The sequence below is a fragment of the Rhodococcus sp. NPDC059969 genome (assembly GCF_042738325.1).
In the GTDB taxonomy this organism is placed as follows: Bacteria; Actinomycetota; Actinomycetes; order Mycobacteriales; family Mycobacteriaceae; genus Rhodococcus_F.
Window position 1 is genome coordinate 42988 of sequence record NZ_JBHWUF010000006.1, and the last position, 13230, is coordinate 56217.

Sequence of the window (13230 nt, forward strand, 5' to 3'; positions counted from 1 at the left end):
CCGAATCAGGGGACAGTGACCGATCCTGTCCCCTCGGAATTCGAGCGCAGAAATGAGCACAGTGACGATCGACCGCAAAACGGGAAGGCCGGTGAATCGCCACTCGGCGTGGCGGCGACTCGGTGTCCCGTACGCGCATCTCGCTCCGGCCTTGATTGCAGTGGCCCTGACGACGTTTTATCCCCTTGCGGTAGCGCTGATCAACAGTTTTCGGCACTGGCGGGTCAACGAGACCCGTGAACCGCAACAGTTCGTTGGCCTGGATCAGTACGCGAAGGCACTGTCTGACAGTAATTTTCACAATTCCGTCTGGGTGACGCTGATATTCACGATCGTATCGGTGGTCGCCTCGGTAGGTTTGGGTCTTGCCATCGCGCTGGTGCTCAACCGCACGACGTGGCTGTCGGGAATGACCAAGGCATTGCTCATCCTCCCGTTCGCTGTCGCCCCGGCTTTGAAGGGGTACTCGTGGCGCTTTATGTTCAACCCCGACTATGGCGTATACGACAAAATGATCAAAGCCGTTGCCCCGTTCACAGATTCGATCAACTGGTTGGGTGATCCATTCTGGGCGCTGATGGTGATCGCCGGCAGTGAGATCTGGGGATGGGCGCCGCTGATTGCTCTGATGTTCCTCGGCGGACTGGGTTCGATTTCACCCGAGATTCGCGATGCCGCGCGAGTTGACGGAACTAACGCCTGGCAAGAGTTCTGGAAGATCAGTTTCCCACTTCTTCGGCCTCTGATTTTGATCGTGGTGTTTCTCAAGGCGGTGTTCTCGGTCAAGATGTTCGATCAGGTGGTGACCACCACGGGCGGCGGTCCAGGTAGGGCTACCGAGACGCTCAATTTCTTCGCCTATTCACAAGGTTTCACCTTTCTGGACATCGGCTACGCATCGGCAGTGTCCTGGATCCTCGTCGTAGTTCTCGGCGCACTTGCCGCTGTGTACCTGATGCTCATGGGAAGGCAGGATTCGAAATGACCGACATTCTCGAACGCGCGAACACGCTCTCTCGATCGTCGACGACCAAGCGACGTCGTCGGCCGAAGAGCACGACTCAACGTGTATTCGACGTCCTGCGAACATTGACGACGTTGGCAATTCTCTTTTTCGTGATGTTTCCTATCCTCTGGCTGGCGTTGACCGCGTTCAAGCCGGAGCGCGAGGTCTTCAGCACCTCGATCATCTTCCGCCCCTCTCTTGCGAGTTTCCGCGAGATTCTATTCGGGGCAAACAATCTCGTCCATCCGATGTACAACAGCATTGTCATTGCAGTCGTGACGACGGTGCTCTCGGTTCCGCTTGCGTTGTTGGCCGCATACGGGTTCTCTCGCTATCGTTTCCCCGGTAACAAGCCGATTCTGTTGGCCATTGTCATCACCCAATTCATTCCCGGCGTCGCGATCGCACTTCCCTTTCTCACCATGTTCCGAGACTTGGGGTTGCTCGATACGAAACTGGCCTTGATCGTCGCCAACCTCGCCATTGTCGTTCCTTACAACACCTGGTTGTTGAAAGGTTTCGTCGACGGGCTTCCTATCGAGGTGGAAGAGGCAGCACGTTTGGATGGTTGCGGTCAGCTCAGACTCTTGTGGCGCGTGATCACGCCGCTCGCCGCGCCGGGAATATTCGTTGGTGTCGTCTTCGCTTTTCTGTTGTCCTGGAACGAATTTCTCTTTCCTACGTTCTTGGCGCGCGCCGACGCGATCACTCTGCCGGTGTCATTGATCTCGCTCGAACGACCAGAAGGGATCCAGTGGGGCCCGATGGCCGCTGCCGGCTTGCTCGTCATGGTCCCGATGATTGTTCTCGCAACTTTGGTTCGGAAGCACTTTGCGCAGGGTATGACGCTAGGAGCAGTGAAATGAGATCAATGTTCAGACGACGTGGTCGACGGCTGATTCCGGCCGCTATCGCCGTGGCACTTGCGGTGGTCGTCTCATCCTGTGGCTCCGGCCCGACCACCGAGGATTTCATGTCTCAGGTGAAAGATGGCTCGGTCGATGAGCTCGGACTGTTGGAGGGAAAACCATACGACGGCACCACCATTCGATTCCTGACATGCTGTGCTTCTTCCCCCCAATTCGCCTCGCTGAAGGCGCGCACCGCTGAATTCACCGAACGCACGGGAATCACGGTGGAATCGTCGAATGTTCCTTACGCAACATTCCTGCAGAAGATCGTCGCCGAAAGCGCAATCGGCGGGGGCACGTACGACATGTTGATCTGGCCGGACGCCTGGGGGCCGTCACTAAAGGTAGGTGTGCAGCCGCTGGACGAGGTAATGGCGAAGGACGGAATCACACTCGACGACTTCTCGGGTCCCTTCAGGGAGGCCGCCGCTGCAGGAACCGACGGGCAGACGATGGGTCTTCCCCTGCGCGGTTTCTCCTATAACTTGTTTTACCGCAAAGACATCTACGATCAGCTTGGTCTCGAAGCGCCGAAAACCTGGGACGAGTATTACCAGCAGCTCGCGCTCATCAAGAGCAAGACCGACAAGTATCCGTTGGCCGGGCAGTTCAGCCGTAACAGTGGACAGAATCTCTACACGTGGCTGACAATGCTGTGGAGCAACGGGGCCGAACTGTTCGACGGGGACGGCAATCCGACCTTCACCTCACCGGAAGCAGTGGCCACCACTGAGAAGTACATCGAATCGGTCCGTCAGGGATACACGCCACCGGCGTCCACGAACTGGGGTGAGACCGATGCGACAACGGCGTTCCTCAAAGGAAACGCTGCCACCGTCATGACTTGGTCGTGGCACCTCGATGACTTCACGAACACGGGCAAGGCTGCACCGGAACTCGACGGCAATGTAGGCGTAGCGGCGCTGCCGGCTTTCGCTGGCAAGACTCCGTCTAGTTACGCCTACACCTGGTTGGCTGGAGTGCTCAACACGTCGAAGAATCAGGGTGCTGCTTGGGAATACGTCAAGTGGATGACCAGTGCATCTACAGAGCGCGCCGTGGCCCTGGATAAAGATAACCCCGCCACCACGACCGGAATCACAGTTCACAATTCGAACATGCTCGATCCGGAAGTCAACGCGGCCAACAAGGATTTGCCGGAGATCCAGTACGAAGTTCTCCAGTCTGCTCGCGCGATCCCGATGAATCTGGATTGGCCTCGAATCATGGACATTCTGGCAGTCGCCGTCAATGAAATGGCGAACGGTGCGGATGTGCAGAGCACTCTCGAATCTGCGGCAGACGAGATCAAGAAGCTCGACTGATGGACAGCGAAAATCACTACCAAGGAAGCGAATTGATGAATGCCGATCAGACCGAACAGGCCAAAGCAGTGCTGAACGAAATTGCCTACCAGCCATACGCAGACCCGGAAGAGTTCATCGTCGAGTGGACGGACCGGATTTGGGTAGAGCGCGGAGTTGGGCTGATTCGGGAAAATTACGCACCGGATTCGATAGTGCACGGCGCCTACGGCACCGGAATCGGTGTCGAACCTGTCGTTCGGAGCACGCTGACCAAGATCAGCGGCTTTCCAGATCGGGTGGGGCAGGCAGAAGATGTCGTGTGGGAAGCGCGTGGTGACGATGCGTTTTTGAGTTCTCATCGGATCTTCAGCAGTGGCACGGATACCTCGTTGTCCACCTATGGTCCGCCCTCAGGCCGACGGTACTCCGCCAAGACGATCGCCAACTGTCTGTACCGGCGCGGTGTGATGGAAGAAGAATGGGTGGTGCGCGACGAATTTGCAGTAATCAGCGATCTGGGTCTCGATCCGGAGGCGGTAGCCCGGGGCCTCGCGTTCAGTGAATTCACCGGGTCGGCGACGCTTTCCGACTCAGTGGACGTCCTCGCCGGCGGAGACTCCGGCCCACGCCCGGATCTGTTCCGGGGCGAATGCGATTTCGTCCTCGAAATGATCGAGGAGGTATGGAATCAGCGCAACTTCGATCGGATCGGGCAATACGTCCCGCGAGACGTGCTGTGCCACACCACCCGCAACCGCACACTCAGTAGACAAGGCAACTTCCAGTCGTCGATCATCGACATGCTCGCTCCGTTCCCGGATGCGCGCATTCACGTTCGGGACATCGCCGCTAACTACTCCGAGCACCATGGTGGTCTCCGCGTTGCGGTTGTGTGGTGGCTCACGGGAACGTACACAGGGGTGCCTGCGTACGGACGGCCGACTGGCTCGCCAGTGCAGGTACTGGGATCGTCCCAGTTCCTCTTCCGCGACGGCAAGATTACGACGGAATGGCGTATCTACGACGAACTCTCGACTCTGACCCAGATCGTCCATGCGCGCGGCGACGAGCCGGCCGTCATTTCAGAAAGGGCATGACATGGCCACAGTGAGCTACGACAGCGCCACTCGTCGATACCCGGGTACCGAGATCGCCGCAGTGGATCAGCTGAACCTCGAGATTGCGGACGGCGAATTTCTGGTGCTGGTAGGCCCGTCCGGATCGGGCAAGACCACGGCACTGAGAATGTTGGCGGGCCTGGAGGACATCGACGAAGGCGGAATTTCCATCGGGGATCGTGATGTGACCATGGTTGCACCGAAGGACCGTGATATCGCCATGGTGTTTCAGTCGTACGCGCTGTACCCACACATGACGGTCGCTGACAACATGGGATTCGCGCTCAAATTGCGCGGCGAGCCCAAGGACGTGGTGAAGGAAAAGGTTGCCGAAGCTGCGCGCCTGCTCGACCTGAGCGCGTACCTCGATCGGAAGCCGAAAGCTCTTTCAGGTGGTCAACGTCAACGAGTTGCCATGGGGCGAGCTATCGTTCGAGATCCTTCTGTGTTTCTGATGGACGAGCCCCTGTCCAACCTCGATGCGAAACTTCGCGTCGAGACCCGCGCGAACATCGCTGCGCTGCAACAGCGACTCGGCACCACCACCGTCTACGTCACTCACGATCAGGTCGAGGCAATGACCATGGGACATCGGGTCGCGGTACTCAAAGACGGTATCCTGCAACAGGTTGCCAGCCCGCGAGAGCTCTACGAACGTCCGTCCAACGCCTTCGTTGCCGCATTCATAGGCTCGCCCGGCATGAATCTCGCGACCCTGGCCGTAGCCGGGGGTGGCGTTCAGCTGGGTGATCTCGTCGTGCCGATCGTCCGTTCAGCGTCGTCGGGGCTCAGCGAAGTGACATTCGGAATTCGTCCGGAAACACTGCACCTCGTCGGCGTTGCCGACGAGGGGTTCGAACTCACGGTCGAGCTGGTTGAGGAACTGGGTGCGGACGCATACGTCTACGGCACCGTTTCCGGTTCGACAGGGACACAACGGGTGAACGTGCGAGTGGACGGGCGCACTCCGCCGAAACTGGGGCAAACAGTGCGGGTGGGCGTGCGAAACAACGCCGAAGTGCACCTGTTCCATCCGAGCAGTGGTGAGCGGTTGGCCGCCTGAACCGATTGCCGATGGAGGATTGTCCGACGCTATGAGGGGTGTCGGACAATCCTCTCGAAGACCAGTCGGCTCTAAATCAGCTGTCGGACGGGGTTTTACCCGAGAGTCGATACACGCGAGATGAGGACGTATGACAACCATCATGTATGACCTGACGTCACGTGCCGGCCAAATATCACAGCCCATGGTTGGGCGCAGTTCGCGGCGACATCGAAGTCGGACCACGAGCGACAATGCCAGGCATATCTTTGCCTTGGACAGGTTCACAGGCGAATGACTATCAGTGTGTTCGAGCTCTTTTCGATCGGTATCGGGCCGTCGAGTTCGCATACCGTCGGACCTATGCGAGCGGCGAGTATGTTTGTCGACGATTTGAACGCACTCGCCGTCCTCGGCGATGTCGCTGAAATACGGGTAGATCTGTATGGATCGCTTGCGGCTACGGGCGCCGGGCACGGAACGCTGTCTGCCATCCTCCTCGGACTCGAGGGATGTCGCCCCGAGAGTATTGAGCCCAAGGAGATGGAAGCGCGACTCACCCGAGCTCGCTCCACTGGCAGAATCCGACTCGGGGGGACTATAGACATATCGCTGTCGGAAGACGATATGGTGTTGCGCCCGTTGACTATTCTGGATGTTCATCCCAATGCGTTGGCATTCGCGGCAACCGCCGCAGGCGGCCAAGTGGTCCATAGTCGGACCTACTACTCGGTCGGTGGTGGTTTCGTTGTCGCAGAAAATGATTCGGAGCCGTCTACGCGTCGTGATGGACATTCCTTGTCGTTTGGTTCCGCGCAAGAACTTCTCGAGCTGACCGAACGCTATTCACTCTCGATCAGCGAGGTGATGCTCGGGCACGAACGAACACTGCGCTCGGATATGGAGGTTCGAGATCGGCTCTTGCACATACGCGACGTCATGGTCGAATGCTGGCACCGCGGAATCGGCCGAGACGGCTACCTTCCCGGCGATCTCGGCGTGCGTCGCCGCGCTCGTGACTGGTACCAACGTCTTCACGCGGAAGACCGCGCGCGTGACCTGGCCTTCGCTGAGGACTGGGTCAATCTGGTTGCTCTGGCAGTAAACGAGGAGAACGCTTCCGGAGGAAGAATCGTCACGGCTCCCACCAACGGCGCCGCGGGGATCATCCCAGCCGTCCTGCATTACGCCTTGCATTACACCCGGGCAGGTCAAGCGGACCGGGACAATGCGACTATCCGATTCCTACTAGTGGCCGGCGCCATCGGTTCGCTCTACAAAGAACGAGCTTCGATTTCCGGTGCAGAAGTGGGTTGCCAAGGTGAGGTGGGTTCCGCTGCGTCGATGGCTGCCGCCGGTCTGGCCGAAATACTCGGCGGCAGTCCGAAACATGTGGAGAATGCGGCAGAGATCGCGATGGAACACAGCCTCGGGCTGACGTGTGACCCGATAGGCGGTTTGGTGCAGATACCGTGCATCGAACGTAACGCAATTTCGGCGGGAAGAGCGATCAATGCGGCTCGAATGGCATTGCGCGGAAATGGAACACACCGCGTCAGCCTGGACCAGGTAATCGAGACGATGCGGATGACAGGTGTCGACATGAACTCGAAGTACAAGGAAACGTCGATGGGTGGCCTTGCTGTCAACGTGCCGGTGAACATTGTCGAGTGTTGACATCAATATTCGGTATCTAGACCAGGCTCACCTTCGGGTATTGATCATCCGAAGTGCGAACCGAAATACCACTGCGGCACCCGCACCTGCAGCCAGACCGGCGACGACATCGGCAAGAAGGACACCGACGCCTATGCCCAGGACGGCAGCAGCGGCGACGGCAAGGGCGACGTCAGCACGAGGAGCGGCGATCGCGGCATCCTTTCCCCGAGTATCGAACGAGCACCCATCTCAACGGAGCATGTCACGAAACTGTCGTCCGCAGGTGTATCAACTGCAAAACGTGTGAAACGCGTCGGCCCCGACGGAGTTGGACTCCGCCGGGGCCGGGCTGTGTGTATTGCGCAGTGTGTATTGGGCGCTGGTTCAGTGTGTCGGGACGGATTCCTTCGAGGAAGTAAGGGACGTATCGGTGTGCGGGCTACCAATCTTCTTGCGGGAGTTGGTGCTGTTGAACCGCGGAAGGAAGCCGGCCAGGACGAGTGCGATGACGGCGGATCCGGCAGCGAGAGCCATGACTACGCGGAAAGCGTTCTCCGACGGTAGCGTTGCCCCACCGATGGACATGGTCATCTGGGCGATGACGACACCGGCGATAGCGCTGGCGAATGATGTACCGAGGGAGCGCATCAGGGTGTTGAAGCTGTTGGCTGCACCGGTCTCGGACGGAGGAACTGCCCCCATGATGAGGGCGGGCATCGCACCGTAGGCCATACCGGTACCGGCGCCGATGATCACTGCGATCACGATCAGTTCCCAGATGGAGTGCATGGCGAAAATGCCGATGCCGTAACCGATTGCGACGACAACGGCGCCGAGCATGAGCGTCACCTTGGGGCCGTGCGAATTGGTGATGCGTGAGGACAGTGGAGAGATGAGCATCATGATGATGCCGGAGGGAGCCATGACCAGACCTGCGGTGAGCATCGAACCGCCGAGACCGTAACCGGTGACCTCAGGCAACTGGACTACCTGGGGAAAGACCATGCTGGCGGCGAACATCGCGAATCCGAACACGATGGATGCGAGGTTGGTGAAGAGCACCTGGCGGCGGATGGATACGCGTAGATCCACCAGCGGCTTGGGGGTGCGTAGTTCCCACCATGCCCAGAATCCGAATATCAGGATCGCGGCGCCGAACAGGGAAAGCGTGAGGGTGCTTGTCCAACCCCAGTCGCCACCCTTGGAAATGGCCAGTAGTAGAGCGATGAGGGCGGCTGAGAGCGAGATTGCCCCGCCGAAGTCGAACGTGCCACCCGTGCGAACCGTCGATTCGGGGACCAGGACGACAACAAGTCCAGCCGCAAGAGCGCCGAGCACGGCTGACGCCCAGAACAGGACGTGCCAATCCGCGTATTCCGCGATCAGGGCCGCGATCGGAAGACCCAGCGCGCCACCGACTCCCAGCGAAGCGCTCATCATCGCAACGGCGCCGGCGAGTTTCTTGGGCGGAAGTACGTCGCGCATCACGCTGATACCCAGCGGGATGACGCCGGCCGCAAGACCCTGGAGGATTCGGCCGGCAACGAGGGGGATCACGCTCGAACTGAGTGCTCCGACCACCGAACCGGTCACCAACAGCGCCATGCTGATCAGGAGCAGACGGCGTTTGCCGAACATGTCGCCCAACCGGCCCATGGTCGGGACGGCGACGGCAGCTGCGAGCAGGGTGGCGGTCACCGCCCACGCGGTATCGGACGCCGGCGCGTTCAGGTACTCGGGCAGATGCGGGATGATCGGGATCACCAGCGTCTGCATGAGCGAGACGACGATGCCGGAAAACGCCAGAACAGCCACCACTGCGGTGGTGGCTGGTGACTTCGAGGTTTGTGGCGGCGTTGTTGGTGGTGGAGAAGTCGGTGGTGGAGAAGTGTTTGACGACATTGCGGTAACTCCATCGGAGGAAGTACGAAAGTGGTTTAAGTCAGTTGCTTGAACTAAACTTAAATCAAGTGACTGACTTAAGGGAAGGGTGTGTCTCCGATCGTGACGAACATCTCCGGTGCCGAGCAGCTTCGGACGGTCGAGGATGATGGTGACCATGACTACGAGGGCTGAAGATGCGACGGCCGAAGCCGGCGTCGCGGCAAATTCCGCGCGTTCTGCTGCAACCCGAGACCGCATCCTCGCCGTCGCCGAGCAACTGTTCGCCGAACACGGAGTTTTTGCGGTCTCGAACCGTCAGGTGAGCGAAGCGGCAGGTCAGGGCAACAATGCGGCCGTCGGATATCACTTCGGCACCAAGACCGATCTGGTCCGCGCGATCGTGAACAAGCACTCCCAGCAGATCGAGAAGAAGCGCGGCGAACTGCTACGGAAGGTTGAAGGGTCGAAGGACGTTCGAGATTGGATTACGTGTCTGGTTCGGGCGTCGACCGATCACTACGCTGAAATGGGCGGCCCGACCTGGTACGCGCGGTTCAGTGCGCAGATTCTCACCGATCCAGTCCTGCGGAAAATCGTCTACGACGAGGTTCTGGCCTCGCCCACCCTGCAGGAGACGCTTCGCGGACTATCAGCCTGTCTCACTGACATGCCGATGAGTGTTCGACGCGCTCGCGCGGACATCGGACGCAATGCGATCGTGCACATGTTCGCCGAACGTGAGCGCGCGCTTGCCGAAGAGGGGCCGGATGAAGTCACGTCGTGGGAGGACTTCACGACCGACCTCGTCGACGCATTGGTGGGTCTTTGGACTGCCCCGATCAGCCGCTGACCGGCCGCTCATCTGCGCTGTCCACCCGTTCCGGCGGAACCCTGCGCAATGGATCTTGTGCCGGTGGAAGATCCAGGAGCAGCCCGACTCCCGCAAGAATGATGGCGAGCCCACTGACGAGCGCGAACGTGACAGGCTCGTTCAACCACAGCACTCCGATCGCTGATGCCGAAATCGGCACCAAAAGAGTGACGGCCGATGCCGCGACTGGGCCCGCCTGGCGAATGATCCAGAAATAGACCAGGTAGCCACCGGCGGTAGCCCCCAGCCCCAGGGCTGCCACGGCGATGAGTGGACCGACGGTTATGGGCCCCGGTGGGGGAGCGACGGCGGACACGGGCACCAAGAGGGCAACCGCGGCAAGTTGTTGGCCGAGGGCCAGTGTCATTGGTGGAGTGTCCTGGAATGACTTTAGTGCGTAGACACCTCCGACTGCATACAGCAGCGCCGCAGTCAACGACGCGCCGACGGCCAGCATTGCGCGGCTGTCGAGCGCTGACGGAATCCCGCCGACGAGCACCGAGACGCCGGCAATGCCGATCGCAACACCCGAGATTTTTCGCCAGGTGATCTTTTGCCGAAGCCAGAAGGCGGCGACGAATACCGTGAACATCGGAGTCGTGGCATTCAGGATCGACGCCGTCGACGAGTTGAGTCCGACGATCGCAGTTGCGACAAGCGTGAGAGGCCCAGCGACGTTGAGGGCCGCCAACAGTAGGAATGCGGGAAACCGGTGACCGACTGCGTGCCAGGTCGATCTGCTGGAGGCCGTTATCAGTGCGAGAACCAGCGCTGCGACTATGAAGCGGGCATGCGTCGTGCCGACGGCGCCGAAGGTTGGGGCAGCCACGGCAACCAGTGGGAACGAGCTTCCCCAGAGTGCGCCGACCAGCAGCAAAGCTCCAACCACGGCGAATCGGCTGCTGCCGATTGCCTTTCGATTCTTCATTGAGCCTCTTCGTCAAAGACCTTGCGGACGTGGATGGTCAATGCCTCGACCTACCCTATACCCCCAGTAGGTATCATGACTATTGTGTCATGATGATGCAGGTGGTCGGGGATTGCTTGACGGCTAATTCGTTTTCCCACAATGGTTTATGTGGCGAGGTGATGACCGTACGCGCCTTCGCACATTCTCCAGTATACCTATAGGGGGTATATTTATAGATGTGTGAGGCTGGCTTCTCGGCTCACCGCCGTCCCCCCCCGAGAGAACAGGAATCCCAATGAGCAGCTGTGGCTGTGGCAATACCCCGAAGACTGACGCCAATGGCGTTGCAGGCACTGTCGGTACGGCGATGCCGACCGGCGGGAAAGACCTACTCAACTCTGGGAGTGGTGAACTCGTCGAATGTCGGGTCATGCCCGGCAGTGTGATCGAGAAGGCGCGTGCCGAAGCGGAAGGCCTGTTCCGTGACTTCGAAGGCAATCGGTACTGGTTCTGCTGCAAGGGATGTGGTCCTCGATTCGACGCAAATCCCAGGAAGTACGCCGACGTGAGCTGAGCGAAAAGTGGTGGTGCAGGCGATGTCTGCACCACCACTTTTGTTGTAGCGCCGTCGGTGTTCGGGCGGACCGTCATCATCAGACAGCGCGAGCACAAGCGCACTGGGTAGCCGCCAAGGTGCATTCGCCTTGCGTCGTTTCGTATGACGGGGGTGCGGGCAATTCAGCACCGGTCTCCCGAGGCCAAAGTGCAAATCCTGCAACGGCTCCCGCTGCGGCAAGCGCTGCGAGGATGCTCCAGGTGACCGCAAATCCCGCGCTCGTGCCGACCCATCCGGCGATCGGATAGGTGACAAGCCAGGCGAGGTGCGACAGCGAGAACTGGGCTGCGAACACCTCCGGTATACCTGTGGGGTCCACGGAGCGCCGAAGCACCTTTCCGGTCGGTGTGACGATCATGGCCATCCCGGCGCCGATGAGTGCCCACACTGAGGCTGTGAGTATCCACGTGAATACGCCGGCCACGGCGAGGGATGCTGCCGCGCCGGCGCTGAAGACCAGAACGACGGAACCTGCTGTCATCACGGTGCGTTCAGCGGTTCTGTCGAGAATGCGTGGAAGAAGCAGAGCGGTCACCAGCGTGCCGGTGCCCGATGCGGCAAGCATCCAGGCCACGTCGGATTGGGTTCCACCGAGCTCGTCGCGAACGTAGTTGACGGTATTGACCACCACGATCGAGCCGGCTGCTGCCACCACGAGATTGAGGGCCATGATGCCGCGCAGTCGCGGTGTGGTCACGAAGATTCGCACCCCCGACGCGATCCGATCCCACGCCTTGCGGTGAGTACTGGGACGAGCGTTGGGGATTCGGGTGGCCAGCACGAGCAGCGCCGAGACGGCAAAGCCCACGGAGGTGGCGACGAACAACAGGTTGAACGTCATGAAGGACAACGCGACTGCGGCAAGAACAGGGCTGAGCAGACTTTCCATCGTGTAAGCGACCTGCGATGCCGACAGCGCGCGGGTGAAATCGGCCTCGTCGGTCACGATGTCAGGGATGACCGCTTGGAACGTGGGAGTGAACGCTGCCGACGCAGCCTGGAGAACGCCTACCAGCACGTAGATGTGCCAGATCTCGCTGACGAAGGGCAAGGCGATCACTACCGCTGCGCGAAGGACGTCGAGTGCGACGAGGAAAGCTCGTCTCGGCAACCGATCTACGTACGCCGCTGCGAGCGGAGCGATCACGACGTACAGGGACATCTTGATAGTCAGCGCGGTGGCCAGCACGGCTCCGGCGCTCGGTCCGGCGAGTTCGTATGCGAGTAGACCCAACGCAACCGTCGCCAACCCAGTGCCGAACAGCGCGATGATCTGGGCGCTGAAGAGCAGGCGATAGTCGCGAATCAAGAACAGACGCATGCTGTTCCGTTCTGGCACGGTCCTAGCGGTCCGGTTCATCTGGTTTCACTCCCGCGACAAGATTGAAAGCTCCGGTCAGGACATTGAGAGCGACGATTCCGACTACGTCGGCGATCTCGCGATCACCGTAGCCGTACGCTCGAAGGTCCGATATGTGTTCGTCGGAAATCGAGGCAGGTTCCCGGTAGACGCGCAGTCCGAGGTCGATCATTGCCGCGATGGCGGGATCGGCCGACGTGCCCGCGCGGGCACGCTCGATCTCGTCCGCCTCGACGCCGTTGGCGTGCGCGGCGGCAACGTGGGCTTCGAGGCAAACAGCGCAACCTTGCTGGACCTGCACAGCGATCGAGATTCGTTCGCTGATCTTGCGGTTCAACTTCGCTCGCTTCATTGCCCGGCTGAGTTGCAGATAGCCACCCAGCACAGCGGGTGAATGAGCCATCGCCGCAACCATGTCGCCGACCTGTCCGTGACGGTTGACGAGCTCGGCGAGCAGGTCTTTGGATGTGCCGACAGCGGTGGCCGGTGTGAGAGGTGCAAGGCGTGACATGAGTTGTCCTAGGTGGTTCCGATGGTGGTGGGTTC

Annotated in this window: 12 protein-coding genes; 8 read left to right on the forward strand and 4 right to left on the reverse strand. The window is 59.9% G+C overall.

Annotated features, from left to right (window positions below):
- The first annotated feature begins 52 nt into the window (after window positions 1-52).
- The 6 genes from ACFWAD_RS17775 (at window position 53) to ACFWAD_RS17800 (ending at window position 7061) form a co-directional block, all read left to right on the forward strand.
- Window positions 53-985, forward strand: a complete 933-nt coding sequence (locus tag ACFWAD_RS17775; protein WP_378448076.1) for a carbohydrate ABC transporter permease — start codon at window positions 53-55, stop codon at window positions 983-985.
- Complete coding sequence (locus tag ACFWAD_RS17780; protein WP_378546093.1) at window positions 982-1872, forward strand: carbohydrate ABC transporter permease; 891 nt, start codon at window positions 982-984, stop codon at window positions 1870-1872. The genes ACFWAD_RS17775 and ACFWAD_RS17780 overlap by 4 nt, the downstream gene beginning before the upstream one ends.
- On the forward strand, window positions 1869-3242 hold the full coding sequence (locus ACFWAD_RS17785; protein ID WP_378546096.1) for an ABC transporter substrate-binding protein: 1374 nt from the start codon (window positions 1869-1871) through the stop codon (window positions 3240-3242). Before ACFWAD_RS17780 ends, ACFWAD_RS17785 begins: the two co-directional genes overlap by 4 nt.
- Window positions 3242-4321, forward strand: coding sequence for an ester cyclase (locus ACFWAD_RS17790; protein ID WP_378546099.1), 1080 nt, complete (start codon window positions 3242-3244; stop codon window positions 4319-4321). The genes ACFWAD_RS17785 and ACFWAD_RS17790 overlap by 1 nt, the downstream gene beginning before the upstream one ends.
- A gap of 1 nt (window position 4322) precedes the next feature.
- Window positions 4323-5405 (forward strand): ABC transporter ATP-binding protein, encoded by a 1083-nt coding sequence (locus ACFWAD_RS17795; RefSeq protein ID WP_378546102.1) that lies wholly within the window; start codon window positions 4323-4325, stop codon window positions 5403-5405.
- A 273-nt stretch (window positions 5406-5678) separates the two neighbouring features.
- Entirely contained in the window at window positions 5679-7061 is a 1383-nt protein-coding gene (locus ACFWAD_RS17800; protein ID WP_378546105.1) for an L-serine ammonia-lyase, read from the forward strand.
- A 366-nt stretch (window positions 7062-7427) separates the two neighbouring features.
- Here the strand turns inward: ACFWAD_RS17800 and ACFWAD_RS17805 are convergent, their stop codons facing one another.
- Entirely contained in the window at window positions 7428-8945 is a 1518-nt protein-coding gene (locus tag ACFWAD_RS17805) for an MFS transporter (RefSeq protein WP_378546108.1), read from the reverse strand.
- Between the two features lie 157 nt (window positions 8946-9102).
- On the opposite strand from ACFWAD_RS17805, the gene ACFWAD_RS17810 reads away from it, so the two are divergent.
- On the forward strand, window positions 9103-9777 hold the full coding sequence (locus ACFWAD_RS17810) for a TetR/AcrR family transcriptional regulator (protein ID WP_378534685.1): 675 nt from the start codon (window positions 9103-9105) through the stop codon (window positions 9775-9777).
- On the opposite strand, the gene ACFWAD_RS17815 is transcribed toward ACFWAD_RS17810, so the two are convergent.
- A complete protein-coding gene (locus ACFWAD_RS17815; protein ID WP_378546111.1) occupies window positions 9767-10726 on the reverse strand; it encodes a DMT family transporter in 960 nt (319 codons plus the stop codon). The genes ACFWAD_RS17810 and ACFWAD_RS17815 overlap by 11 nt on opposite strands.
- A 277-nt stretch (window positions 10727-11003) precedes the next feature.
- On the opposite strand from ACFWAD_RS17815, the gene ACFWAD_RS17820 reads away from it, so the two are divergent.
- Window positions 11004-11282 carry a hypothetical protein gene (locus tag ACFWAD_RS17820; RefSeq protein ID WP_378534689.1) on the forward strand — a complete coding sequence of 93 codons (279 nt, stop codon included), beginning with the start codon at window positions 11004-11006 and terminating at the stop codon, window positions 11280-11282.
- A gap of 79 nt (window positions 11283-11361) precedes the next feature.
- On the opposite strand, the gene ACFWAD_RS17825 is transcribed toward ACFWAD_RS17820, so the two are convergent.
- On the reverse strand, window positions 11362-12684 hold the full coding sequence (locus ACFWAD_RS17825; RefSeq protein ID WP_378546114.1) for an MFS transporter: 1323 nt from the start codon (window positions 12682-12684) through the stop codon (window positions 11362-11364).
- On the reverse strand, window positions 12668-13195 hold the full coding sequence (locus ACFWAD_RS17830) for a carboxymuconolactone decarboxylase family protein (protein ID WP_378534693.1): 528 nt from the start codon (window positions 13193-13195) through the stop codon (window positions 12668-12670). The genes ACFWAD_RS17825 and ACFWAD_RS17830 overlap by 17 nt, the downstream gene beginning before the upstream one ends.
- Between the last annotated feature and the right edge of the window lie 35 nt (window positions 13196-13230).